Source organism: Variovorax sp. R-27, from assembly GCF_049913215.1.
Taxonomy (GTDB): domain Bacteria; phylum Pseudomonadota; class Gammaproteobacteria; order Burkholderiales; family Burkholderiaceae_C; genus Variovorax.
The window spans coordinates 1,572,391-1,593,931 of the sequence record NZ_CP183984.1; the positions used below are offsets into that span (position 1 = coordinate 1,572,391).

The window sequence follows — 21,541 nt, forward strand, 5'->3', positions numbered from 1 at the left end:
GCGATGACTCTCCAGCTTCCTGATCTCGACCGCGGCCAGGCCTTTTCCGATGCGCTGATGCGCGAGGTGAAAGCGCGCTTCCTGCAGGTCGACCATGACCACCACGGCCGCGAGCGCCTGTACTTCGACAACGCCGGCGGCTCGTTCCGCCTCAAGGCCGCGGTCGAGCGCTTCGCGCAGGTCGATGCCATTCCCGACAACGCCGAGCGCATCCACGCCACGGCCGTCGAGCTGCAGAACATCCAGGCCAAGGGCAGCGCCGACCTGCGCACCATCCTCAACGCCACGGGCGGCAGCGTGTACGCCTCGTTCAGCGCCTCGGGCGCCATGTTCGACATGGTGCGCGCCATCGCGGAGAACGTGCCGGGCATGAACATGGTCACCACCGTGCTCGAACACCCGTCGGCCTTCGACGCGATGAGCCTCTATGCCCAGCGCCTCGGCCGCGAGCTGCGCGTGGCGCAGAGCAACCCCGTCACCGGTGGCGTCGACGTGGAAGAGATCGTGCGGCTGGTCGACAAGGACACCTGCCTGCTCAACGTGATCTACGCGTCGAACATCTCCGGCGCCAAGCTCGACATGACCGAAATCGTGCGCCGCGCGCGCGAGATCAAGCCCGACCTGTACATCCTGGTGGACGCCGTGCAGCACGCGCCGCACGGCCTCATCGACCTGCAGAAGACGCCGGTGGACGGCATCAACCTCGCGCCCTATAAGTTCTTCGGCTGTCGGGGCTCGGGGCTCTCGTGGGTGTCCGAGCGCGCGGCCGTGCTGCCGCACCACAAGCTGGCGGGCAAGAAGCCCGACTACTGGGACCTGGGCAGCGCGGCGCCGTGGCAGTTCGCGGTGCTCACGGAAATCGTCGACTACGTTTGCTGGCTGGGCGGCCACTTCAGCGACGCCACCGACCGGCGCGCACTGTTCATCGCCGGCATCACGCACATCGAATTGCACGAGCGCGCGCTGCTGGCACTGCTGCTCGACGGCAACGCGAACGCCACCGGCATGCGGGAGATGAAGGGCGTCAACGTCTTCCTCGACCACGAAGACCTGACGAAGCGCGACCTGATCCTGGGCATCGGCTTCGACCGTATCGACTGCACGCAGGCGGTGGTCGAGTACGGCAAGCGCGGCGTGACCGTCTACGAGCGTGTGGCAACCAGCATCTACTCGAAGCGCATGCTCGAATCCTTCGGGCTCGCGGGCACCGTTCGGGTGTCGCCGCTGCATTGCAATTCCGTCGCCGACATCGAGAAATTCCTGCGCATTACCCAGGAAATAGCCACCGACATCTGACTGTCACAAACCGTCATATTCGGTAGTTAGCATGTTTCTCTACCCCCGTTCACAGGGGGAGAGGAGCATGAGATTTGGAAATCCGCAAGCTGATCGCACCAGCGCTGGCCGTCGTCCTGCTGGCCGCGGTCGGGTCCGGCGTCTGGTATTCGAACACCCGCCTGCACGATGAATCGGCCACCGCCGCCGCCGCGCGCATCGAGCAGCAGAAACAGGTCACGCTGCGGGGCCTGATCGGCTCCGAAAAAGAAACCTTCTTTGCCGACCCGCGCGTGCAGAAGGCGCTGGCCGCGCAGGGCATCACTGTCACCGTCGAGAAGGCAGGTTCGCGTGCCATTGCCAGCCGCTACGACGCCACCAAGTTCGACTTCGGCTTTCCCTCGGGCGCGCCCGCTGCGGCGCAGCTCAAGACGCTGGCCAAGGCGCCTAACGTCTTCAACCCGTTCTACACGCCCATCGTGCTGGCCAGCTGGCGGCCGATTGCGGAAATTCTCGTGGCCAACGGCATCGCGCAGAAGCAGGGCGACTTCTACTACGTGGTCGACCTGCCGGGCCTCATGGCCATGATCGAGAAGGGCACGCGCTGGAAGGAGCTCAAGGCCAGCAGCGCGTTTTCCACCAGCAAGTCGCTGCTCATCAACTCGACCGATGTGCGCACCTCCAACTCGGCGGCCATGTACCTCGCGCTCGCGAGCTACCTCGCCAACAGCCAGCAGATCGTGCAGAGCCAGGAAGACGTGGACCGCGTCATGCCCGTGGTTGCACCGCTCTTCCTGCGCCAGGGCTTCCAGGAGCAATCGTCGGCCGGGCCGTTCGAAGACTATCTCGCGCTCGGCATGGGCAAGGCGCCGCTGCTGGTGGCCTACGAGTCGCAAATGATCGAGTTCTGGCTCAAGAACCCCGACCGGCTCAAGAGCGACATGGTGCTGCTCTACCCCAAGCCCACCGTCTATTCGAAGCACGTGCTGGTGCCCTACACGCCCGGCGGCGCGCGGCTCGGCGCGGCGCTGGAAAACGACCCGGCCCTGCGCGAGCTGGCACACGAATACGGCTACCGCACCGGCGGCGACGCCAAGGGCCCCGAAACCTGGGCCGCGCGCGGCGTGAAGGTGCCCGACGTGCTGGTCGACGTGATCGACCCGCCGAGCTTCGAGTGGCTCGAGCGAATGACCACGGGCATCGAAGCCCGCTTCAAGTGAACGACCGAACGACTGAACCAAGGAACGCATTCATGAACGCGCCTGTCACCGCAACCACCACCACCGCAACGGCCCCCGCGCCCATCGACCTGCAGCCGCCGCAGGCCTTCACGCTCGAACCGCCCGCGCCCGTTGCCCTGGTGCCGGTCGAGTCGGCCAGCGGCAAGGTGCGCCTGAAGCCCGAGGACGTAGCCGAGCTCGACGCGCAGGTGGCGCGCTTCATCGACGACATCACCGCACACGACAGCCAGCATCCGCAGTTCAAAGAGGCCGTGGAGCGCATCCACTCGATGGGCAACAAGGACATCGAGGCCTCTGCATCGGTCTCCAACCGCATGCTCGACCGGCCCGTGGGTTCGCTGCGCAACGGGCTGTTCGACAAGGGCGCGCAGATCGGCCAGTCGCTGATCGACTTGCGCCACCAGGTGGAAGACCTCGACCCCTCGAAGCAGGGCGACCTGTTCTCGGCGCGCAAGCTGCTGGGCATCATTCCGCTGGGCAACAAGCTGCTCGCTTACTTCGAGCGCTACCAGTCGTCGCAGACGCACCTGAACGCCATCATCGAATCGCTCAAGCGCGGCAAGGACGAGCTGCTGCGCGACAACACCGCCATCGAACAGGAAAAGGTCAACCTCTGGACGCTGATGGAGCGGCTCGAGAAATACGTGCACATCGGCAAGGCGCTCGACGGCCAGCTCGACGCCAAGGCCCGCGCGCTGGAAACCACCGACCCCGAGAAGGCCCGCGTGATCCGCGAGGAAATGCTGTTCTATTCGCGCCAGAAGGTCACCGACCTGCTCACGCAGCTCGCGGTGAACATCCAGGGCTACCTGGCGCTGGACATGATCCGCAAGAACAACCTGGAGCTGATGAAGGGCGTGGACCGCGCCACCACCACCACCGTGGCCGCGCTGCGCACCGCGGTGATCGTCGCGCAGGCGCTGTCCAACCAGAAGCTGGTGCTCGACCAGATCAGCGCGCTCAACGCCACCACCGGCAACCTCATTGCCAGCACCAGCGAGATGCTGCGCGACCAGAGCAGCGCCATCCACCAGCAGGCAGCCTCCAGCACCATCGAGATCGCCAAGCTGCAGCAGGCCTTCGCCAACATCTACCAGACCATGGACACGATTGCCGACTTCAAGAGCAAGGCGCTCGACTCCATGCAGACCACGGTGGACACGCTGACGAATGAAGTCGCGAAGAGCCGCACTTATCTCGACCGCGTGCGCCGCCAGGAAACGACAGAGGCGCTGCAGTCGCCGCGCGGCGAGGTCGCGCTGTGAGTCTGCTGACCCGGCTGCTAGCTCTGACGGCTGTGGTGCTGGGCCTTGCGGCCTGTGGCAAGGAAGAGCCGCCACAGGCGATGAACGCCGCGCCGGCCGCGCAAGCCACCGCGACCTTCACCATCCTCGCGGGCTCCGAACTCAAGGACCTCGAAGCCCCCATCGTCGCCGCCGCGAAGGCGGCCGGCGTGGACGTGAAGCTCTCGTACGCCGGCACGCTCGATATCGTCGAGCGCATCAACGCCGGCGAGCGCTTCGACGCGATCCTGCCGCCCAACGGTGCGTATCCCGCGCTCGCGCTGCAGGCCAAGCCGCTGGCGCGCGACAAGCTCTTCTATTCGCGCATCGCGCTCGGCGTGAAGAGCGCCAAGGCCGCGCAGCTCGGGTGGAACAAGAAACCGCCGGGCTGGGCCGAAATCGCGAAGGCCGCAGGCGCAGGCCAGCTGCGCTACGGCATGACCAACGCCACCAGCTCCAATACCGGCATGAGCGCGCTGTTCGCCGTGGCCTCCGCGCTCGCGGGCAAGACCGAAGACCTGACCGCCCAGGACGTGGACGAGAAAACGCTGAAGGCCTTTCTCTCCGGCCAGAAGCTCACCGCCGGCAGCTCGGGCTGGCTGGCCGATGCCTACATCAAGGACCCGTCGGCCATCGACGCGATGGTCAACTACGAAGCCGTGATCCTGCGCGCCAACGAGAAGCTGCCCGCCGCCGACCAGCTCACGCTGATCTACCCGCGCGACGGCATGATCTCGGCCGACTACCCGCTGATGCTGCTCAACGCCGACAAGCGCGAGGCCTACACCCAGCTGGTCGCCACGCTGAAGGCCGCGCCGTTCCAGCGCGATGCACTCTCGGCTGCCTTCCTGCGCCCCGCCAACCCCGAGGTTGCCGCCGCCGGCGCCTTGCCTACCGCCGCCGTGGCCGAGCTGGGCTTTCCCAACCGGCTGGAGGTGATCGACGCGGTGCTCGGCACCTACCAGTCGAAATGGCGCAAGCCTGCCACCTCGATCTTCGTGCTCGACCTCAGCGGGTCCATGGCGGGCAAGCGGCTGGCGTCGATGCGCGAGGCGCTCAAGTTGCTGTCGGGTGCTGACGAAGCCACCACCGCCAGCGCCCGCTACAGCGCCTTCCAGAGCCGCGAGCGCGTGGTGCTGATCACTTTCTCCACCGAGGTGCAGGAGCCGGTGTGGGTGCGCTTCGATGCCGACCGGATCGACGCGGCCCGCGCCACGCTGCGCGAGCAGGCCGACGCGATGACTGCCAACGGGGGCACGGCCATCTATTCGGCGCTCGCTGCCGCCGAAGAAGTGGCACGCAAGGAACAGCAGCGCGAGCCCGACCGCTTTGTGAGCATCGTGCTGCTGACCGACGGCGAGAACAACGCGGGCCTGAAGCCGCGCGAGTTCCGCGAGCGCTATGCCGCGGGCGGCCTGCCCGCGCGCATCTTCCCCATCCTCTTCGGCGAGGCCAACGTGAGCGAGATGCAGGAGATCGCGCAGCTCTCGGGCGGGCGCGAGTTCGACGGCCGCAAGCTGCAGCTGGGGCAGGTGTTCAAGGAAATCCGGGGCTACCAGTGATGCCGGAGCGCTCGCTCAAACTGCGCGCGCTGCTGTTTCTCTACGGCAACGGCAACATCCTCGGCTGCGCGCTGGCGCTGCTGGGGCCGGCACTGCTGTTTGCCGGCGTCATCGACACCGGGTGGCTGCTGATCACTGCCGGCCTGTACGTGGCCGGCTGGCTGCTGGGCCGCAGGGCACCCGAACTCGAACGCCGCATCGAAGACAGCCTCAGCGTCGAGCAGACGCTGGAGCGCCTCGACCGCGTGGTCGCGCAGGCGCAGCCGCACCTCACCGAAGACATGCGCAAGAGCCTCGACAACGTGCGCGGCTCGGTGGGCGAGGTGCTGCCGCGCCTCGTCGGTACGGGCTCGCATGGCGACGACCTGTTCACCGTGCGCGAGACCGTGCTGCGCTACCTGCCCGAAACGCTCGCCAACTACGTCGCGCTGCCGCCGGCCTTTCGCATCACGCATGCGGTGAAGGACGGCAAGACCGCGCGCCAGTTGCTCGGCGAACAGCTGGGCCTGCTCGATGCAAAGCTGCGCGAGATCGTCGCCAACGTGGCGTCGAGCGATGCGGCCGCGCTGGTGGCCAACGGGCAGTTTCTTGAAAAAAAGTTTCGCCAGCCGGACTTTCTTGCGGGCTGAAGCGCTCTTTCAGAACGGGTAGTGCCGCGGCGTCGTCTGCACCGTGATCCAGCGCAGTTCCGTGAAGGCCTCCACGCCGGCCCGGCCGCCGAAGCGCCCGTAGCCCGATGCCTTGACACCGCCGAAGGGCATCTGCGCCTCGTCGTGCACCGTGGGGCCGTTGACGTGGCAGATGCCGGACTCGATGCGCTGCGCCACGTTCCACGCACGCGCCACGTCGCGGCCGAACACGGCCGATGAAAGGCCGAACTCGTTGTCGTTGGCAATGGCCACGGCTTCTTCCACGCCGCTCGCGCGCACCACCGCCTTCACCGGCGCGAAGGATTCCTCGTGGTAGATCTCCATTGCGGGCGTCACATGGTCGAGCACGGTGGCGGGCATCAGCGTGTTCTGGGCCTTGCCGCCGCACACCAGCTTCGCGCGGATCGCCGAGCGGCAGTGCCTGCGCGCGGGCCGCGAACTTCGCGACGAATTCATCGGCCACCGCGTTGTCGACCAGGATGCGCATGGCGCTGGCCCTGCGCAGCAGCAAGCGCCTGCTGCACAGCGCCTTCGCGGACGACGACGAAACGCTGAATGGCTACATCCAGCACCGGCGACTGGCCGCGAGCATCCGCGAACTGCTCGACCCAGCAAACGCGGCAAGGTCGATCACCGACATCGCGCTGGCTTCGGGCTTCGGCAACCTCTCGCACTTCAGCCGAGTGTTCCGCGAGCACACGGGCGGCAGCCCGAGCGAATTCAGGCGGCAGGCGGCGTTGCGCTGATTGACGCAAATACTGCGTCTGCGGTGACGCAGAAAAGCGGCAACTCGGGCCGCAACAAATCAATGTTCGGGTCGATATCATCCTGGGCGGGTGCGTCGAAGCAAGCCTGCAGGTCGATGACTTGCATGTTCCGGGGTACCCACATCAACAACGAGAAATTAATTTCCGGGAGGCCGTATGGCAATTCAAATTGACACGGATGGAATGATCATTCACGCGAAAGTCCGCAATGCGCGCAGCCCTGCGATCGAACGCGGTAGACGTACGAGCACGATCACAGGCATCGTTGTGCACCAGACCGATGCGGACACTTCAGCATCCTCGCTGAACAGCTACAAACGCCCAAAGGCCAATGGCGCGCACTTTCTTGTCGACACCGATGGAACTATTTACCAGACCGCCGCGATCTACCAGCGCACGAACCATGTCGGGCCACTGAAGGCGAGGTGCCTGATCACCGGGAAGTGCTCTCCGCGAGACTACCCTGCGGGCGTGAACGCGGTGGATCCGATGCATCGCATCGAGATGCGCAGGGCACCTAGCGACCGGTATCCAGGCAACATGGAGGGCATTGGTATCGAGATGGTGGGCAGGGCCAGACTACCAGCAGGGTTCCAGGTACCACGAAACAACAAACTCTCCACGGATGAGTTGAGAGGACGGTACGGTGTATACGACACGCCGACCACCGCCCAGAACCAAGCACTCTCGTGGCTTGTCAAGGCGCTCGAAGACTCCATGCAGATCGCACCGAGCGAGATATTTCGACATCCAGAAGCCAGCAGAAAAAATACGACCGAGGCACAAGGTGCGAATTGGAATCTGGTGGTCCCGACGCCATGAGAAAAGTCATCGTTCTTGCGGTAACGCTGGCTACCGTAGCTATGGCCCTGTCAGTTCACGCGGCAGACAGGCGCTATCCGGCAGCCTTCGTAAAGTCGATCAAGATCGACAACCCGTCGGGGAAAACAGCGTGGGAGAACAAAGATTTTCTAGATTGTCAGGATGTTGTTTTGACCGTCGAAGATGTGTTCTATGCGCTACGTCATATGCGGAGGGTCTCAAAGAGGTCGTATCTCGTGCCGCAGGCGCAAGAAACCGGATGCGAGGGCAGTGCGCTCGTTACATTCAAGAACGGAAAAATCCTCGCTATCGGCATTGAGCCCACGGGGAGAATCAGTACCGCGGAGTTGGACGAGGCGCTTGGGCCCACGACTGATCCCGGAAGCTACTACGACTGCGAACCCTGCAACGATCGCAAGATGGCACTGCTCAAAGATGCTCTCAATCGGGCAGATGAACGGCGCCTCAAGCGACTGGAGGCAGAAGGTCGGATTCCACCAGGTCAGGCGGAACCACGGCTTAAAACTCTGCGGGAAAGCCGCGAGCCCAAGCCACCCCCCAAGAGCTGAAATCCACACGGTTGAACACGCTGCCTCCGACGGCAGGTGATCAAGAAGACCGTGGCGTCCTGTTTTCTGGTTGCACCGCATCGTCGACGCTCCAGGGCGCGTACACCTCGGCATGCAGGTCGGGCGAATTCACCTTCGCGAGCAGGTCGCGCAAGTCGTCCTTCACGCGCGCCAGCGACAGGCGCGCGCCGCGCACGCGCACATAGGCTGCAAAGTCGCACAGCGCTTCGATGCTGGTCGCGTCGAGGTCGGCCGACTCTTCCAGGCTCAGCACCATGCGCTGCAGGCCCGGCGCCGCGTCGATACGTGCGCGGATCGATGCGAACACTGCATCCGCATTGCCGAAGAACAAGGGCACATCGGGCCGCGCGATCAGCACGCCAGGCGGCACCACGGCCTCGGGGTGGCGGGCCGTGTCTACAAAGTCGTGGCTCTGGCCCAGCCGGCCGAGCCAGCTCACGGTGGTGCGCGAGAAGCCGCGCAGCAGCAAAAGCAGGCTCACGCCGATGGCAGCCAGCAGCCCGTTGAGCACGCCCAGCAGCAGCACCGCGGCAATCGCCACCAGCGCCACCAGCCGGTCGCGCCGCCACTGAAAGTACGGCCGCAGCGCCGCCGGGCTCAACGTGTGGCTCACCGCGTGGATGACGATGGCCGCCAGCAGCGGCTCGGGCGTATGCGCGATCCACGGCAGCAGCGTGAGCACCGCCACCAGCACCACCAGCCCTGCGACGATGCCGGCCGCGCGAGTCTTCGCACCGGCCGATTCGTTGGCCGACGTGGCCGAGTAGCCCGCGCCCACCGGCATGCCCTGGAACAGCGCCGACAGCAGGTTCGCACCACCGAGCGCCAGCAGGTCGCGGTTGGCCGACACGTTGTCGCCGTGGCGCATCGCAAAGGTGCGGATAGACCCGTAAGACTCGGCATAGAGGATCAGCGCCATCGCGAAGGCCAGCCCGCCGAGGCTCTGCCACTGTTCCCGGTCGAGTTGCGGCACGCCCGGGTGCGAGAAGTCCAGCGAGATCGGCCCCACCGCCGCCACACCCCAGGCATGGCACAGGCCGCTCACGTCGAGCACGATGCCGGCCACGATCACCAGCAGGGCAGCCGGCACCGCGCGCCATCGTGCCAGGCTGCGCAGCAGCACCAGCGCGACAAGCGCCATGGCCGCGCCCGCAAGGTTCCAGTGCCGCCATTCGACCACCAGCCCCGCGGCAAGGCGGAAGAAATCGCTGTGCGCCGGCGGCACCGCAAGCACCTTGGGCAACTGCTTGACCACGATGGTCAGCGCCAGCCCCAGCGCGAAGCCGCGCAGCACCGGCTTGGCGATCAGGCTCGACACCGCGCCGAGCCTGGCGACGCCCGCGATGACGAAGAACACCCCGGCCAGCAGCACAATGCCCGCGCCCAACGCCAGCCGCGTGACCGCATCCACACCTGTCACCGACATCGTGGCCGCGAACAGCACGGCGGCGGAAGACGAAGTGGCCGAGACGATCGCGAAGCGGCTGCTGCCGAAGAGGCCGTAGACAAGAAGGCCCGCGAACAGCGCGATCACGCCGGCCTGCGGTGGCAGCCCTGCAATGCCTGAATAAGCCACCGCCTCGGGCAGCAGCAGGCCCGCGATGGAAACGCCCGCGACGATGTCGGCAAGGCCAGGGCGGCGTGGGGCGGTCGTGGGCGTGGGCATCAGGGAAGTTTCCGCGGTCATGGGCAAGTTTGTTGTTGTCGCTTCATGCTGGCAATGGGTAGCGGACCGGAACCTGACGGCGCAGGGGGATACCGGCGCGCGACCGTGCATACTCTCGCGCGCCCTAAAAACCATATTTCAGCAAGGATCCCATGTCAGGACACGGCTTTCACGTGCACGGCCCGCACGACCACGAACTGGAACACGCTGCATCAGGCGGCCATGGCGGTGGCCATGACGACGCAGTAGCAGCGCATTCCGGCGGCATGAGCATGACGAGCAAGATCGCGGTGTGCACCGCCGTGATCGCCACCGTCGGCGCGATCTTCTCGTATATGGGCGGGGCCACGCAGGCCAACGCCGGCCTCTACAAGAACAACGCCGCGATCAAGAAGACCGAGGCATCTAACCAGTGGAATTACTTCCAGTCGAAGAGCACCAAGCAGGCGCTGGCCGAGTTCGCGCGCGACACCGCGACCGACGACACCCGCAGGCAGGGCTGGCAGGTCAAGGTGGCGCGCTACGAGCAGGAGAAGACTGAGATCCAGACCGAGGCGAAGAAGCTGGAGGCGGAGGCGAGCCGGTGGGATGCGCAGTCTGATGAGCAGATGCACCAACACCATCGGTGGGCTCAGGCGACTACTGTGCTGCAGGTGTCGATTGCGCTGGCTGCCATTGCGCTGCTGACGAAGAAGAAATGGCTTGAGCGGGCGATGTTCGGCGTGGCGGCTGCGGGGCTTGTGGTGGGTGGGCTGGCGGCGTTTCACATCTAGCGCGTACCGCTTTCGCTCACGGCGACACGCAACGACTGCATCGTGGTGCCGGCTGTTTCGATCCGCCGCTGCAGCTCCTCATTGACCACCCGCACCAGCGCGCTGAGCTCGGTGCGGGTCGGATAAACCTCTTCGGTATCGCTCAACCCCTGTGGAACGATGAGCTTTTCGAGACACACGTACGCACGCTTCACCTCGTGAAGACTGTCGATGTCATCGCATGCTTGCAGCGCAAGCGATTCAACGCTGGCGGCTTCAGAAGATTCGGGAAGTGAGTGAAGGTGCGCGGACGCACGAGCGGATGCAGCCATGAATGGCCTCCAAGTGATTGCGGTTTGCTGAAACCGACGCACTCAACGCCAATTGAGGGCGGCAGCTCGACGGGTTGGCGTACCGGGCAATCACTTGCGTGAAACCGGCAGGGCGCGAGCCCTCCCGTCGAGCCGCCAAAACTGGAGGCACGAACGACAAAGCCGCAGACTCTGCGGGGAAACTGCGGCTTGTGTCGCAGTGATTGCACGGGACGCCAATCCCGATCACGCCTGTTTTGACGTGACGGCGCGCAGTATAGCCACGCAGATACCTGTGATTCGAGGAGGGGCGGGATGGTCCTGCGCCTCACAGCCCCGGAGTTGGACCTGCTTCGGTGGAATGCTGCAGTGCGATACAAGCCAAGCCCATGACAGGTACGATTTCGCCGAGACCGCATCCACACGGCCACCGTCTCCTCCCGCGTGTGCCCCTAACCCGAGCAACCTCGTCCATGACCGCCTCCCACCGCCAGCCCGTTGCACTGAACAAAGCCTACCGCCTGCTGAACCACGGCCCCACCGTGCTAGTGAGCGCCGCACATGGCGGCCAGCGCAACATCATGGCCGCGGCCTGGGCCATGCCGCTGGACTTCGATCCGCCCAAGGTGGCGGTGGTGCTCGACAAGAGCACCTGGACGCGTGTGCTGCTCGAAGGCGCCGGCAGCTTCGCGCTGCAGGTGCCGGTGCGTGCGCAGCTCGACCTGACCGAGGCGCTGGGCAACAGCTCTGGCCGCGAGATCGTCGAGAAGTCGGGGCAGGACAAGTTCGCCGCCTATGGCCTGGAGACCTTCGCGGGCACGGCCACCGATGCGCCGCTGCTCGAAGGCTGCGCGGCCTGGCTCGAATGCCGGCTGCTGCCCGAGCCCTCGATCCAGCAGCGCTACGACCTGTTCCTTGGCGAGGTGATCGCCGCGCAGGCCGATGAGCGCGTGTTTGCCAACGGTCGCTGGAACTTCACCGGGCACGACGAACTGCGCACCTTGCACCACGTGGCGGGCGGGCACTTCATCGTCGATGGCGATGCAGTCGACGCGCAGCCACTGCCGCCGCTGTCTCGCTAGAGGACGTTCAGGCTGAAGTGCCCCGCGCCGCGCGCGGCACCAGCATCGCCCGCAAGGCCAGCACGCCGCACACGGCTGCCGCCAGTGCCAGCAGCACGGCCCAGAGCAGGCGCGAGGGCGATGCAGCGTCCAGCCAGTCGGCCAGCAGCAAGGTGGTTGTGTTGTAGGCGGCGTGCAGCGCAATGCACGGAATGAGCGAGCGCGTGCGCTCGTACAGCCACGCGAGCACGGTGCCCATCACGAAGCCGACCACGAACTGGTAGATGTTCATGTGCGCCGCGCCGAAGAACAGTGCCGACATGAAGATTGCCTGCCCCCGCGGATAGCGCTGCAGGAAGCCGCGCAGCACGATGCCGCGGAACAGCATTTCCTCCAGCAGCGGCGCCAGCACGCACACCGCGAGCACGGCGGCGATGCTGCCGTCGGCCATGCGGCTGAACATCGATTCTTCCCAGGCCGACAGCGGAACAACGCGCATCAGCAGGTTGAGCGCGGAAGTAATCGTCAGCAGCAGCGCGGGCACCAGCAGCAGCACCGGCGGCACCACGAGCATGAGCACTGCCCCGGCGGAAGCCGGCGACTGGTGGAACAGCTCGCGGTACGTGAGCTTCTGGGCGTGCATCACCACCGCGAACACGCAGCCGTTGCCCAGCACGGCTGCAAGCACACCGATCTGCATGGTGTTGAGCTCCAGCCATCCGTTGGCGTCGCGCAGCGCTGCGCCAATGACGAACTCGCAGAGGAACAGCGCCACGAACAGGAGGGCGGCTTGCGCCACCGAGGGAAAGGCGGCGCTTTTCGGGGAGGGCATTGGGCGGGGCGCGGAGGGAGGGTGGCGCGGATGTTACGCGACCGGCTTGTCAGCCTCGCCGCAGGTGTTGCGAGAGCGGCGCGAGCGCTATCCCGCTGCTGCCGTCCTGCGCCGCCAGCACCAGTTCTCGCAGCAATGCGTACTCGCGCAACCGGGCAGCGCCATGCGGGTCGCCCGGCTCGATGCCGGCGGAGGGGTGGCACATGAGCACGTCGCCGGCATTGCATGCCGATATCCATTCGGACAGGCGCTGCTCGTGTTGCTGCATGTCGCCCGAAAAATCGTAGACGCCCAGCAGGTGGCTGCTCATGGGAATGCCGCGTTGCGCGGCCAGCGTGGCCAGCTGCGCGCCACCCAGTGCGTGGATGACCCGGGCCTTCAGCCGCTCGGGGCCCTGGCGCAAGCCCGGTGCCGTGCTGCGGATCCAGGGCGGCGACGCGGCATAGCGCCGCGCGATTTCCTCCACCAGCAGATCGCGCACGACCGGAAACTGGTGCACGTGCCGGTGCCCGTCGACGAAGGCGGGCGCGCGGCCCATGGCGTCCTCGAAGCGCGTCAGCTGGTCGCGGATGTCGGCCTGCAGCCCCGGTGCGAACACCGTGCGCGTGTACGTCCGTGCGAGCAGCCCCAAGAGCCCGGGCTCGGTGCCACCAGCACGGGCGGGCCGCGTGAGGTCCAGATGCAGGCCGGCATCGAACCGCGCCGGGTCGATGCGCCGCAGCATCCTCGTTCCGGTCAACCAGGCATCGCGTCGCACCATGCAACTGGTCGCGGAGATCTTTCCCTGCTCGGCCAGGTCGAACACGGCGGAGTTGATGCCCGCGCTCATGCCGAAGTCGTCCGCGCAGATACAGAGGTAGCGCAAGGCCTCACTCATCGCCGTTCGTTCCGGAGATCGGGGCGGGCGTGGCTTCCAGGCAATGCGGGTCGCTCGTGGCGCTGCCTGCGAAACGCCATGCGGCGACGCCGTCGTTCACCGCCACCAGTTGCGCGCGGAAGAGCCAAGGGTGCGTGAGCTGCGCCGTGTTCGAAGCGACGAGCCATGTGGTGCGGGGCACGCACAGCGTGGCCGCGAGCTGCGTGTGGTCGATCAGCGTGCGGGCCGCGCGCTCCGGCTCGAAGCGGCCGGCGTCGGAGATCTCTTTGCGCCAGTTGTCGCGGGTGTCCAGCGCTGCCGCCTTCCAGTCGTCCGACACCAATACCGGCCCGCGCAGGTTCCAGTAGAAGGGAATGTCGTAGTAATAGCTGTCGAGCATCAGCACCTGGTCGCCGGGCGCCACCGCCTGCCCGGCCGGCAGCCGCAGCCGCGTGCCCGGCGGCGATGAAAGGATCGAAATGGCAACCACGCAGGCGATGCACACGGCGGCGGCCCCCAGCGCCATTACGTGCACCTTGGGTAGCAGCGTCTCCAGCACGCGGCCGGCGAGCACGCGCTGCGCGATCAGGTACGCCAGCGGCGGCAGGGCAGGCAGCACGTAGCCGACGAGCTTGGAGCGCGGCAGCGAGAAGAACACCACGATGACTGCGAGCCAGATCCACATCAACCAGTCGACATCGCTGAGCCGGGCGCGCGCGGTGCCGTCCTTGCCTCTGGGCACGAACACCCACGCGAACCATGGCAGCGTGAAGCATGCGAGCACCGGCAGGTAGAACCAGAAGCCATGCTCGTTGTTGAAGCCCGATGAAGCAAAGCGCCGGAAGTGCTGCGTGATGACGAAGTAGTCGAAGAACTTCGGGTACTTCATCTGCATCGCGACGAACCACGGGCCGGCCACTACCAGCACGATTGCCCAGCCGGGCAGCCACAGCGCGAGCCGCAGTGTTGCGAGCCTGCGCGTCGCTGCGCACCAGATCGCGATCACCATCGCGGGCAGCACGAGGCCGATCAGGCCCTTGGCCAGCAAGCCGGCCGCGGCGAACAGGTAGGCGCCAGCCAGCAGCGCCTGCCATGGTTCCCCGCGCTCCTTCGCCATTGCGGCGCCGGCCGTCAGAAGCACCGTGGCAGAGATGCAGCCGGCCACCAGCATGTCGAGGTTCGCGAACTGCGCGCCCAGGAAGAAGAAGGGCGTGGTCACCAGCACCACCGTCGACAGCAGCGCCTGCGGCACTGTCGTCCATCGGCGCAGGAAGAAGAACAGCGAAGCCGCCGCTGCGCCACCACCCAGGACGGACGGCAGTCGCGCCGCCCATTCCACCGGCCCGGTCACCGACATCGCGGCCGCGCCGATCCAGTAGAACAGCGGCGGCTTGTGGAAGAAGGGCAGGCCGTCGAGCCGAGGCACCAGCCAGTCGCCGGAGTGCAGCATCGCGAGCGCGACGCCGCCGTAGCGGCCCTCGTCAGGCGCCATCAGCGGACGGAGCCAGGCAGTGGCCAGCAGCCACGCGAAGAGCGCGGCAATGAGCCACAGCGGCCGGGGCACGGTCCGCCATGCAGAGTCGAATTGCTTCATGGCTTGCCGGTCTCGATCCCCGTGCCGCGCTCTTCGCGCACCACATACAGCGGGCGGCCCTTGACCTCCTCGTAGATGCGCGCGATGTATTCGCCCACGATGCCGGTAGAGATCATCTGTATGCCGATGAAGAACATCAGGCTCACCACGATGGTGGTCCAGCCCGAGACGGCATTGCCGAACAACAGGTGGTCGATTGCCACGAAGGCGCCATAGCCGAAGGCCGGCAACGCCAACAGCAGGCCCACCACGCTGACCATGCGCAGCGGCCAGGTGGTGAAGGCAGTGAGCCCGTCGATGGCCAGGCGCACCAGCCGGCGTGCGTTGAAAGTGCTGCGGCCTTCCGCACGCGGTGCGGGCGTGTAAGGCAGCGCCACTGCGCGAAACCCCACCCAGGCGTACAGCCCCTTCATGAAGCGGCTGCGCTCCGGAAGGCTCATGAGCGCATCGACCACCTTGCGGTCCATCAGGCGGAAGTCGCCCGCATCCTTGGGCACGGCGAAGCGGTCCGACGAATTGACGAGGCTGTAGAAGAGCCGGCTGCCGATCTGCTTGAAGCGGCTCTCGTCGCTGCGCTCTTCGCGCACCGCATACACCACCTCTGCGCCGGCCACCCACTGCGCGACCATCGTGTGGATGAGCTGCGGCGAATGCTGCAGGTCGCCGTCGAGCAGCACCACCGCATCGCCCGTGGCAGCGGCAAGGCCTGCAGTGAGTGCGGCCTCCTTGCCGAAGTTGCGCGACAGAGAGATGCAGCGAAAGCCCGAGAGCTCGCACCACGCCTCGGCCACCGCGGCGGTGTCGTCGGTGCTGCCGTCGTCCACCACGATGATCTCCCAGCGCATGTGCGTGGCCCAGAGGATGTCCTCGAGCAATGGCAGCAGGTGCCGCAGGTTGGCCGCTTCGTTGAAGCAGGGGATCACACAGGAGATGCTGCGCGCTCCGGTCGGCGGGGCAAAAGGCGTGGCTGCGCGTGGTGCGGGCGCCTCGGCCTGCTGCAGCCTGGCCGGTGCGCGCGAATGCCTGCTGGCGTTGGTCGGGGAGATCATGGATGCCTCCAGAAAGAAGCGGCCGCTGTCTTGTCGTCGCGCGCGCGGCCAGCGTGCGACGTCGGAAAAGAAATGAACCGGTGCGCGATCCATTGCGCGGCGGCGAGCAGCCCCGCGATCGCGACCGCGAGCAGCAGGCCGGCTGCGATGTCGAGCGGGAAATGAACGCCCACGTAGACGCGCGCCCATCCGGTGATGGCGGCCAGCAGCAGCAGTGGCACGCTCAGCCTGCGCAGGCTGGGGCGCAGCAGGAAGGCCAGCGCCACCATGAACATCACCGTTGCGTGCGTGCTGGGCAGCGAGCCGCGACCCGCGTGCTCGATGTATGACGGAGCCAGCCCCAGCATGAAAGGCCGCGGAGCGTTGAGCGACAGCGCAATCGCGTGCGAGGCCATCGATGCGAAGCCCGCGAGCGCTGCCACGATGCAAAGGTAGGCCCGGTCGGCGCGATGCCGCCACAGCGCCACAACGAGCACGCCCGCGCACAGCCAACTGCCCCAGAGCGCGAAGGCCGATGCAACCGACAGCACCCACGGCGTCGGCTGGCTGCCGGCCGTGAGCCATTGAAAGAGTGTGAGGTTCAGCGCATTCATGGCGCCACCTTCTTCGGCAAGCTGGAGAAAACAATGGGCGTGCGACAGCACCCGGTGCGGCGCGCGCACCAGAAAAATCCGGACATGGTCAAACCTTTCGGGAGGGACGCAGGAACCCGCAGCGCGAAGCAGCGGACCACCAGACGCGCGAGGCGTCGTGTCTCAGATCCCGGAAGGTGGTGCAGCAGTGGGCGGCAGAAGCCGCCAGGGCTGCGAGAGAGGCGGGGCACCGCCGTGCGGCGGCACGTGTTCGGGCGCTTCGCGCACGATGGGCACCACCAGCCGTGCGACAGCCACGGCCAGCGGCAGCAGTGCCAGCACCATCGCCATCAGCGTGTTCAGCCCGAGCTTGAAGGCATCGGGGTGGTCGATGCTCGCCGGCGCCTGGGTGAACACCGTGGTCTCGCGGTCGGACGGATGATCCGCGCGGTCGTCGGCTTCGAATTGCGTGGTTTCGCTGAGGTTGCGCAAGCGCAGCATCGGCTCGTCTTCCAGCCCGTCGCAGCGGAAATGCACCGCGATGAACGGCTGCAGAAAGATCAGCAGGATGCCGGCAACGCACCACGCCTTGTAGTGCGCCTCAGCAAAACGACGGATGCGTGCGAGCAGCATGCACGAATGCTAGGAGGCTCGTGTGAACAGAACCTGATCGGGCGGGTCAGCATCCCGCAAGGTTGAGGATGACGTGCGTGTGAAAAGGCCTTCGTGGGCTGCTTCATCGACCCCTCGTGCCGCAAGGCTGCTTCTTGACCCTGGAGTGGCTTTGGGGCTTTCAATCGCCTGCATGAATCCAGCTCTTCAGCATCAGGCTTTTGACCGTGAAATGTCATTCGCGCGCGCCGCACTGGCAAACGGCGACACCGCACAAGGGTGGCGTGCGCTCGAACTTGCACACGTCATCGGGCAGTCGCGCTTCCTTCTGCATCTGCGCGTCCATATGGCGATGCTCGGTGTCGCGGTGCGGCACAACGACCTGAAGGAAACGGGCGCACAACTGTTGCGCTTGGCCTTGGTTCCATTGGGTCACATGCTTGGCCGCCTGCCCGCCTTCAACCCCGGCAGTGGCCGCGTGAGTGCGCTATCGCCTGCTGACTGGCCTGGCGAACTCGACCCTCACTCTCTCGAGCGGATCGATCCTTCGGCATCACCACGCCGTTGCTGAACGGCGCTCACGCGGAGACGAGCTTCGGCCGCCCGCTAAAGCAAAAACGGAATAAACCGCCGCGTGCCCCGCATATAAGCGCGATAGTCATCGCCGAAGTGCGCGATGCACTCCTGCTCGTCGCGCAGCGCCGTCAGAAACAGCAGCACCGTGGCCGCGAGCACCAGCGCCAGCGTGAGCCAGGTGAACTGCTTGAGAAAAGCGCCCCACGCCAGCAGCATCAGCGCCGTGTACATCGGATGGCGGATATAGCGGAAGGCGCCGGTGCTGACGATGGCTGAGGTTTTCTCGAAACCGTACAGCGCGGGGTCGTCGCTGCGCGCCTCGGTCGGCTTGCCCTGCGCCTTGAGCAGCCGCACCGCGTGGATCGGCAGCCAGATCGACAGCACGAAGAAGAGCGACGAGACGATCTGCTTGGGCGAGAACGGATCGTCGTGCCACATGGGCAGGTTCACGACGATCAGCACCAGCATGCATTCCCATGCGAAGAAGCGGTAGAAACCGTGCGAGCCGGGCTGGCTCAGCGGGCCGCGCGACACGTACAGCAAAGCGGTCGTGCCGGCGACGAAAAGGAAGAGCTGAATCCAGAAGAGCATGGCGGGCGAATTTACACGGCCCGCGGGCATCAGCCCGAAATGGAAAACCCGCCGTCGACGGGAATGGCCGTGCCCGTCACGTAGTCCGACGCGGGGCTCGCGAGGAACACGGCGGTGCCGGCAATGTCGGCCGGCTGGCCCCAGCGGCCGGCTGCGGCCCGTGCCTTCACGCGCTCGTACAGGCCCGGGATCTGGTTGCGTGCGCCGTCGGTCAGTTCGGTCTCGAACCAGCCCGGCAGGATCGCGTTGACCTGGATGTTGTCGGCCGCCCACGAGAGCGCCGTCGACTTGGTGAGCTGCACGATGCCGGCCTTGCTCGCGGCATAGGCCGGTGCATAGGGCGCGCCGAAGATCGACATCATCGAGCCGATGTTGATGATCTTGCCGCCGCCCGCGGCCTTCAGGTGCGGGTGCGCGGCGCGGCTGCACAGGAAGGCGCTGGTGAGGTTGGTGTTCATCACCTGGTGCCACTCGTCCAGCGAGAGCTGGTCGACCGGCTTGCGTATGTTGGTGCCGGCGTTGTTGACGAGGATGTCGAGCCGGCCGCAGCGCGCGGCGGCGTCGTCGAACAGCTTCTGCACCGAGGCTTCGTCGCTCACGTCGGCTTCGAGCGCGAAGCTGTCGCTGCCCAGCGCCTTCAGCGCTTCGACGGCAGCGGCCGACTTCTGCGCATTGCGCGCGGCGACGATGACACGCGCGCCGGCCTTGGCGAGGCCCTGCGCCATGCCGAGGCCGATGCCCCCGTTGCCGCCCGTGACGAGCGCGACTTTGCCAGTGAGATCGAACATCAGGTAGAGGCTGGAGTGGAGGTGGTTTCGGGCTTCTTGGAAACGAGCGTCAGGATATCGTAGCTGGCGACCAGCTCGCCGTCCTGGTTCGTCACTTCCACGTCCCATGCCACCACGCCCTGGCCCTGGCCGCTCGCGTCTTTCTTGTTGCGGTCGATCTTGCGCTTGCAGGTCAGGCGCGCCTGGATGGTGTCGCCGATGCCCACGGGCTTGGTGAAGCGCAGCGTGTCGAGGCCATAGTTGGCCAGCACCGGTCCCGGCGAAGGCGACACGAACAGCCCGGCCGCGGCCGACAGCACGAAGTACCCGTGCGCAATGCGCTTGCCGAAGGGCGACTGCTTCGCGGCCACCTCGTCGAAGTGCATGTAGAAGTAGTCGCCCGAGATGCCGCCGAAGGCCACGATGTCGGCCTCGCCGACGGTGCGGCGGTGCGTGAGCAGCGAGTCGCCGATGCGCAGGTCTTCGAAGTAGCGGCGGAAGGGGTGCACATCGCTCTCGCGCACGGCCGCGCCGCGCACGTGCTCGCCGGTGATGGCGGCCAGCATGGTGGGCGAGCCCTGCACCGCGGCGCGCTGCAGGTAGTGCTTCACGGCGCGCAGGCCTCCGAGCTCTTCGCCGCCGCCCGCGCGGCCGGGGCCGCCGTGCTTGAGCTGCGGCAGCGGCGAGCCGTGGCCGGTCGACTCGGCCGCGGCCTCGCGGTCGAGCACCAGCAGGCGGCCGTGCCATGCGGCAGCAACCGGGATCGCCTTGGCCGCGATGGCCAGGTCGCGCGTGACCAGCGTGCCCACCAGGCTGCCGCGGCCGCGCGCGGCCAGTGCCAGCGCTTCGTCGATGCCGTCGTAGGGCATCAGCGTGCTGACGGGGCCGAAGGCCTCGACGTCGTGCGCGGCGTCGTGTTCGAGCGGCTTGCGGCTCAGCAGCAGCGTGGGCGCGAAGAACGCGCCTTCGCTCACGCCGTCGCCCACCGGCGAGAAACCGTCGCGCTCGCCGTACACCAGTTCCGCGCCCTTCAGCAGCGTGGCCACGCGTTCGGCCACGTCGGCCTGCTGGTCGCGCGAGGCGAGGGCGCCCATGCGCACTTCTTCGCGCGACGGATCGCCGACGACAGTTTTCGCGAGCCGCGCGCGCAGCCGCTCGGCCACCGCATCGAGATGCTGGCGCGGCACGATCGCGCGGCGGATGGCCGTGCACTTCTGGCCGGCCTTGGTGGTCATCTCGCGCGCCACTTCCTTCACGAAGAGATCGAACTCCTCGTCGTCGGGCGTCACGTCGGGCGCGAGGATCGCGCAGTTCAGCGAGTCGGCCTCGGCGTTGAACGGGATCGACTGGCGCACGATGTTCGGGTGCACGCGCAGCTTGGCAGCGGTATCGGCCGAGCCGGTGAAGGTCACCACGTCGGGGCCTTCGAGCCGGTCGAGCAGGTCGCCCGTGCTGCCGATCACGAGTTGCAGGCTGCCCGCAGGCAGGATGCCCGACTGCACGATGAGGCGCATCAGCGCTTCGGTGAGGTAGCTGGTGGCCGTGGCCGGCTTGCCGATGCAGGGCATGCCCGCGAGGAAGCTGGGCGCGAACTTCTCGAGCAGGCCCCAGATGGGAAAGTTGAACGCGTCGATGTGCACCGCCACGCCGCCGCGCGGCACCAGGATGTGCGTACCCGCGAAGCCGCCCTTCTTGCCGAGCGGGAAGGCCGGGCCTTCGTGCACGAGGTTGCCCGAGGGCAGCTCGTTGGTGCCGATGCCGGCGTAAGCGCTCAGCGTGCCCGCACCGCCCTCGATGTCGATCCAGCTGTCGGCGCGCGTTGCACCCGTGTGGGCCGAGACGGCGTAGAGCGTTTCCTTGTTCGCGGCCAGGTACTTGGCCAATGCCTTCAGGCGTTCGGCGCGCTGCTGGAAGTCGAGCGCCATCAGCGCGGGAATGCCGGTGCGGCGCGCGTACTGCAGCGCCTCGGCGAAGTCGATGGCCTCGGCGTGCGTGCTTGCCACGGGCTGGCCGTTGACGGCACTGCGCAGTTGCTGCGCAGCCTGCTGGCCGATCCAGCGGCCGGCGATGTAGCTTTGGAGGGTGGTGGTCATGGTGCGTGTCCTTTGGTCA

24 protein-coding genes are annotated in these 21,541 nt (G+C 66.5%); 11 read left to right on the forward strand and 13 right to left on the reverse strand.

The window, feature by feature from the left end; all coding sequences use genetic code 11:
• The first annotated feature begins 3 nt into the window (after positions 1-3).
• The 5 genes from ACN9MV_RS07010 (at position 4) to ACN9MV_RS07030 (ending at position 5,990) form a co-directional block, all read left to right on the forward strand.
• On the forward strand, positions 4-1,296 hold the full coding sequence (locus ACN9MV_RS07010) for an aminotransferase class V-fold PLP-dependent enzyme (protein ID WP_426391682.1): 1,293 nt from the start codon (positions 4-6) through the stop codon (positions 1,294-1,296).
• Positions 1,297-1,370: 74 nt separating this feature from the next.
• Positions 1,371-2,495: a hypothetical protein gene (locus ACN9MV_RS07015; protein WP_093048770.1), complete on the forward strand. Its 1,125-nt coding sequence runs from the start codon at positions 1,371-1,373 to the stop codon at positions 2,493-2,495.
• Positions 2,496-2,527: 32 nt separating this feature from the next.
• Entirely contained in the window at positions 2,528-3,781 is a 1,254-nt protein-coding gene (locus tag ACN9MV_RS07020; protein ID WP_307613743.1) for a toxic anion resistance protein, read from the forward strand.
• Entirely contained in the window at positions 3,778-5,361 is a 1,584-nt protein-coding gene (locus tag ACN9MV_RS07025; RefSeq protein WP_426391683.1) for a substrate-binding domain-containing protein, read from the forward strand. Before ACN9MV_RS07020 ends, ACN9MV_RS07025 begins: the two co-directional genes overlap by 4 nt.
• Complete coding sequence (locus ACN9MV_RS07030) at positions 5,361-5,990, forward strand: hypothetical protein (protein ID WP_093048775.1); 630 nt, start codon at positions 5,361-5,363, stop codon at positions 5,988-5,990. The genes ACN9MV_RS07025 and ACN9MV_RS07030 overlap by 1 nt, the downstream gene beginning before the upstream one ends.
• Positions 5,991-5,999: 9 nt before the next feature.
• Here the strand turns inward: ACN9MV_RS07030 and ACN9MV_RS07035 are convergent, their stop codons facing one another.
• The gene (locus ACN9MV_RS07035) at positions 6,000-6,467 is read right to left on the reverse strand and encodes an aldehyde dehydrogenase family protein (protein ID WP_426391684.1); all 468 of its coding nucleotides are present in this window, start codon (positions 6,465-6,467) and stop codon (positions 6,000-6,002) included.
• A gap of 11 nt (positions 6,468-6,478) precedes the next feature.
• Between ACN9MV_RS07035 and ACN9MV_RS07040 the strand changes: the two genes are divergently transcribed.
• On the forward strand, positions 6,479-6,757 hold the full coding sequence (locus ACN9MV_RS07040) for a helix-turn-helix transcriptional regulator (RefSeq protein ID WP_256328798.1): 279 nt from the start codon (positions 6,479-6,481) through the stop codon (positions 6,755-6,757).
• On the opposite strand, the gene ACN9MV_RS07045 is transcribed toward ACN9MV_RS07040, so the two are convergent.
• Positions 6,732-6,884 carry a hypothetical protein gene (locus ACN9MV_RS07045; RefSeq protein ID WP_176928691.1) on the reverse strand — a complete coding sequence of 51 codons (153 nt, stop codon included), beginning with the start codon at positions 6,882-6,884 and terminating at the stop codon, positions 6,732-6,734. The two genes, ACN9MV_RS07040 and ACN9MV_RS07045, sit on opposite strands and share 26 nt — an antisense overlap.
• Positions 6,885-6,934: 50 nt before the next feature.
• Between ACN9MV_RS07045 and ACN9MV_RS07050 the strand changes: the two genes are divergently transcribed.
• A complete protein-coding gene (locus ACN9MV_RS07050) occupies positions 6,935-7,600 on the forward strand; it encodes a peptidoglycan recognition protein family protein (protein ID WP_426391685.1) in 666 nt (221 codons plus the stop codon).
• Entirely contained in the window at positions 7,597-8,169 is a 573-nt protein-coding gene (locus tag ACN9MV_RS07055) for a hypothetical protein (RefSeq protein WP_426391686.1), read from the forward strand. The genes ACN9MV_RS07050 and ACN9MV_RS07055 overlap by 4 nt, the downstream gene beginning before the upstream one ends.
• A gap of 40 nt (positions 8,170-8,209) precedes the next feature.
• On the opposite strand, the gene ACN9MV_RS07060 is transcribed toward ACN9MV_RS07055, so the two are convergent.
• A complete protein-coding gene (locus ACN9MV_RS07060) occupies positions 8,210-9,877 on the reverse strand; it encodes a SulP family inorganic anion transporter (RefSeq protein ID WP_426391687.1) in 1,668 nt (555 codons plus the stop codon).
• A 131-nt stretch (positions 9,878-10,008) separates the two neighbouring features.
• Here ACN9MV_RS07060 and ACN9MV_RS07065 point away from each other — a divergent pair, with 131 nt between their 5' ends.
• Positions 10,009-10,629: a DUF4337 domain-containing protein gene (locus ACN9MV_RS07065; RefSeq protein ID WP_426391688.1), complete on the forward strand. Its 621-nt coding sequence runs from the start codon at positions 10,009-10,011 to the stop codon at positions 10,627-10,629.
• Here ACN9MV_RS07065 and ACN9MV_RS07070 read toward each other — a convergent pair.
• Positions 10,626-10,940: a hypothetical protein gene (locus ACN9MV_RS07070; RefSeq protein ID WP_426391689.1), complete on the reverse strand. Its 315-nt coding sequence runs from the start codon at positions 10,938-10,940 to the stop codon at positions 10,626-10,628. The two genes, ACN9MV_RS07065 and ACN9MV_RS07070, sit on opposite strands and share 4 nt — an antisense overlap.
• A 452-nt stretch (positions 10,941-11,392) precedes the next feature.
• On the opposite strand from ACN9MV_RS07070, the gene ACN9MV_RS07075 reads away from it, so the two are divergent.
• Complete coding sequence (locus ACN9MV_RS07075; RefSeq protein ID WP_097199919.1) at positions 11,393-12,001, forward strand: flavin reductase family protein; 609 nt, start codon at positions 11,393-11,395, stop codon at positions 11,999-12,001.
• A 7-nt stretch (positions 12,002-12,008) separates the two neighbouring features.
• Here ACN9MV_RS07075 and ACN9MV_RS07080 read toward each other — a convergent pair whose 3' ends face one another.
• The 6 genes from ACN9MV_RS07080 to ACN9MV_RS07105 all read right to left on the reverse strand — a co-directional run bounded on the left by ACN9MV_RS07080 (position 12,009) and on the right by ACN9MV_RS07105 (position 17,516).
• On the reverse strand, positions 12,009-12,812 hold the full coding sequence (locus ACN9MV_RS07080) for a CPBP family intramembrane glutamic endopeptidase (protein ID WP_426391691.1): 804 nt from the start codon (positions 12,810-12,812) through the stop codon (positions 12,009-12,011).
• A 49-nt stretch (positions 12,813-12,861) separates the two neighbouring features.
• The gene (locus tag ACN9MV_RS07085; protein ID WP_426391692.1) at positions 12,862-13,689 is read right to left on the reverse strand and encodes a ChbG/HpnK family deacetylase; all 828 of its coding nucleotides are present in this window, start codon (positions 13,687-13,689) and stop codon (positions 12,862-12,864) included.
• Entirely contained in the window at positions 13,682-15,262 is a 1,581-nt protein-coding gene (locus ACN9MV_RS07090) for an ArnT family glycosyltransferase (RefSeq protein WP_426391693.1), read from the reverse strand. Before ACN9MV_RS07090 ends, ACN9MV_RS07085 begins: the two co-directional genes overlap by 8 nt.
• Complete coding sequence (locus ACN9MV_RS07095; protein WP_426391694.1) at positions 15,259-16,311, reverse strand: glycosyltransferase family 2 protein; 1,053 nt, start codon at positions 16,309-16,311, stop codon at positions 15,259-15,261. The genes ACN9MV_RS07090 and ACN9MV_RS07095 overlap by 4 nt, the downstream gene beginning before the upstream one ends.
• Positions 16,308-16,904, reverse strand: a complete 597-nt coding sequence (locus tag ACN9MV_RS07100) for a phosphatase PAP2 family protein (protein ID WP_426391695.1) — start codon at positions 16,902-16,904, stop codon at positions 16,308-16,310. The genes ACN9MV_RS07095 and ACN9MV_RS07100 overlap by 4 nt, the downstream gene beginning before the upstream one ends.
• A gap of 162 nt (positions 16,905-17,066) precedes the next feature.
• On the reverse strand, positions 17,067-17,516 hold the full coding sequence (locus tag ACN9MV_RS07105; RefSeq protein ID WP_093172399.1) for a hypothetical protein: 450 nt from the start codon (positions 17,514-17,516) through the stop codon (positions 17,067-17,069).
• 172 nt (positions 17,517-17,688) lie between these two features.
• On the opposite strand from ACN9MV_RS07105, the gene ACN9MV_RS07110 reads away from it, so the two are divergent.
• Complete coding sequence (locus ACN9MV_RS07110; RefSeq protein ID WP_093048810.1) at positions 17,689-18,066, forward strand: DUF3703 domain-containing protein; 378 nt, start codon at positions 17,689-17,691, stop codon at positions 18,064-18,066.
• 35 nt (positions 18,067-18,101) lie between these two features.
• Here ACN9MV_RS07110 and ACN9MV_RS07115 read toward each other — a convergent pair whose 3' ends face one another.
• From ACN9MV_RS07115 to paaZ, 3 genes are read right to left on the reverse strand one after another with little or no spacing between them, the layout of a single operon-like run.
• On the reverse strand, positions 18,102-18,662 hold the full coding sequence (locus tag ACN9MV_RS07115) for a methyltransferase family protein (RefSeq protein ID WP_426391697.1): 561 nt from the start codon (positions 18,660-18,662) through the stop codon (positions 18,102-18,104).
• A 29-nt stretch (positions 18,663-18,691) separates the two neighbouring features.
• Positions 18,692-19,450 carry an SDR family NAD(P)-dependent oxidoreductase gene (locus tag ACN9MV_RS07120; RefSeq protein ID WP_426391698.1) on the reverse strand — a complete coding sequence of 253 codons (759 nt, stop codon included), beginning with the start codon at positions 19,448-19,450 and terminating at the stop codon, positions 18,692-18,694.
• On the reverse strand, positions 19,450-21,522 hold the full coding sequence (gene paaZ / locus ACN9MV_RS07125; RefSeq protein WP_426391699.1) for a phenylacetic acid degradation bifunctional protein PaaZ: 2,073 nt from the start codon (positions 21,520-21,522) through the stop codon (positions 19,450-19,452). Before paaZ ends, ACN9MV_RS07120 begins: the two co-directional genes overlap by 1 nt.
• Positions 21,523-21,541: the final 19 nt, after the last annotated feature.

What these genes read in the sequence shown, in the direction of transcription:
- ACN9MV_RS07010 (WP_426391682.1), top strand. Translation starts at nt 4, where the DNA reads ATGACTCTCCAGCTTCCTGATCTCGACCGCGGCCAGGCCTTTTCCGAT.
- ACN9MV_RS07020 (WP_307613743.1), top strand. Translation starts at nt 2,528, where the DNA reads ATGAACGCGCCTGTCACCGCAACCACCACCACCGCAACGGCCCCCGCG.
- ACN9MV_RS07030 (WP_093048775.1), top strand. Translation starts at nt 5,361, where the DNA reads ATGCCGGAGCGCTCGCTCAAACTGCGCGCGCTGCTGTTTCTCTACGGC.
- ACN9MV_RS07035 (WP_426391684.1), bottom strand. Translation starts at nt 6,467, where the DNA reads ATGAATTCGTCGCGAAGTTCGCGGCCCGCGCGCAGGCACTGCCGCTCG.
- ACN9MV_RS07045 (WP_176928691.1), bottom strand. Translation starts at nt 6,884, where the DNA reads ATGCAAGTCATCGACCTGCAGGCTTGCTTCGACGCACCCGCCCAGGAT.
- ACN9MV_RS07050 (WP_426391685.1), top strand. Translation starts at nt 6,935, where the DNA reads ATGGCAATTCAAATTGACACGGATGGAATGATCATTCACGCGAAAGTC.
- ACN9MV_RS07055 (WP_426391686.1), top strand. Translation starts at nt 7,597, where the DNA reads ATGAGAAAAGTCATCGTTCTTGCGGTAACGCTGGCTACCGTAGCTATG.
- ACN9MV_RS07060 (WP_426391687.1), bottom strand. Translation starts at nt 9,877, where the DNA reads ATGACCGCGGAAACTTCCCTGATGCCCACGCCCACGACCGCCCCACGC.
- ACN9MV_RS07065 (WP_426391688.1), top strand. Translation starts at nt 10,009, where the DNA reads ATGTCAGGACACGGCTTTCACGTGCACGGCCCGCACGACCACGAACTG.
- ACN9MV_RS07070 (WP_426391689.1), bottom strand. Translation starts at nt 10,940, where the DNA reads ATGGCTGCATCCGCTCGTGCGTCCGCGCACCTTCACTCACTTCCCGAA.
- ACN9MV_RS07075 (WP_097199919.1), top strand. Translation starts at nt 11,393, where the DNA reads ATGACCGCCTCCCACCGCCAGCCCGTTGCACTGAACAAAGCCTACCGC.
- ACN9MV_RS07080 (WP_426391691.1), bottom strand. Translation starts at nt 12,812, where the DNA reads ATGCCCTCCCCGAAAAGCGCCGCCTTTCCCTCGGTGGCGCAAGCCGCC.
- ACN9MV_RS07085 (WP_426391692.1), bottom strand. Translation starts at nt 13,689, where the DNA reads ATGAGTGAGGCCTTGCGCTACCTCTGTATCTGCGCGGACGACTTCGGC.
- ACN9MV_RS07090 (WP_426391693.1), bottom strand. Translation starts at nt 15,262, where the DNA reads ATGAAGCAATTCGACTCTGCATGGCGGACCGTGCCCCGGCCGCTGTGG.
- ACN9MV_RS07095 (WP_426391694.1), bottom strand. Translation starts at nt 16,311, where the DNA reads ATGATCTCCCCGACCAACGCCAGCAGGCATTCGCGCGCACCGGCCAGG.
- ACN9MV_RS07100 (WP_426391695.1), bottom strand. Translation starts at nt 16,904, where the DNA reads ATGAATGCGCTGAACCTCACACTCTTTCAATGGCTCACGGCCGGCAGC.
- ACN9MV_RS07105 (WP_093172399.1), bottom strand. Translation starts at nt 17,516, where the DNA reads ATGCTGCTCGCACGCATCCGTCGTTTTGCTGAGGCGCACTACAAGGCG.
- ACN9MV_RS07110 (WP_093048810.1), top strand. Translation starts at nt 17,689, where the DNA reads ATGAATCCAGCTCTTCAGCATCAGGCTTTTGACCGTGAAATGTCATTC.
- ACN9MV_RS07115 (WP_426391697.1), bottom strand. Translation starts at nt 18,662, where the DNA reads ATGCTCTTCTGGATTCAGCTCTTCCTTTTCGTCGCCGGCACGACCGCT.
- ACN9MV_RS07120 (WP_426391698.1), bottom strand. Translation starts at nt 19,450, where the DNA reads ATGTTCGATCTCACTGGCAAAGTCGCGCTCGTCACGGGCGGCAACGGG.
- paaZ (WP_426391699.1), bottom strand. Translation starts at nt 21,522, where the DNA reads ATGACCACCACCCTCCAAAGCTACATCGCCGGCCGCTGGATCGGCCAG.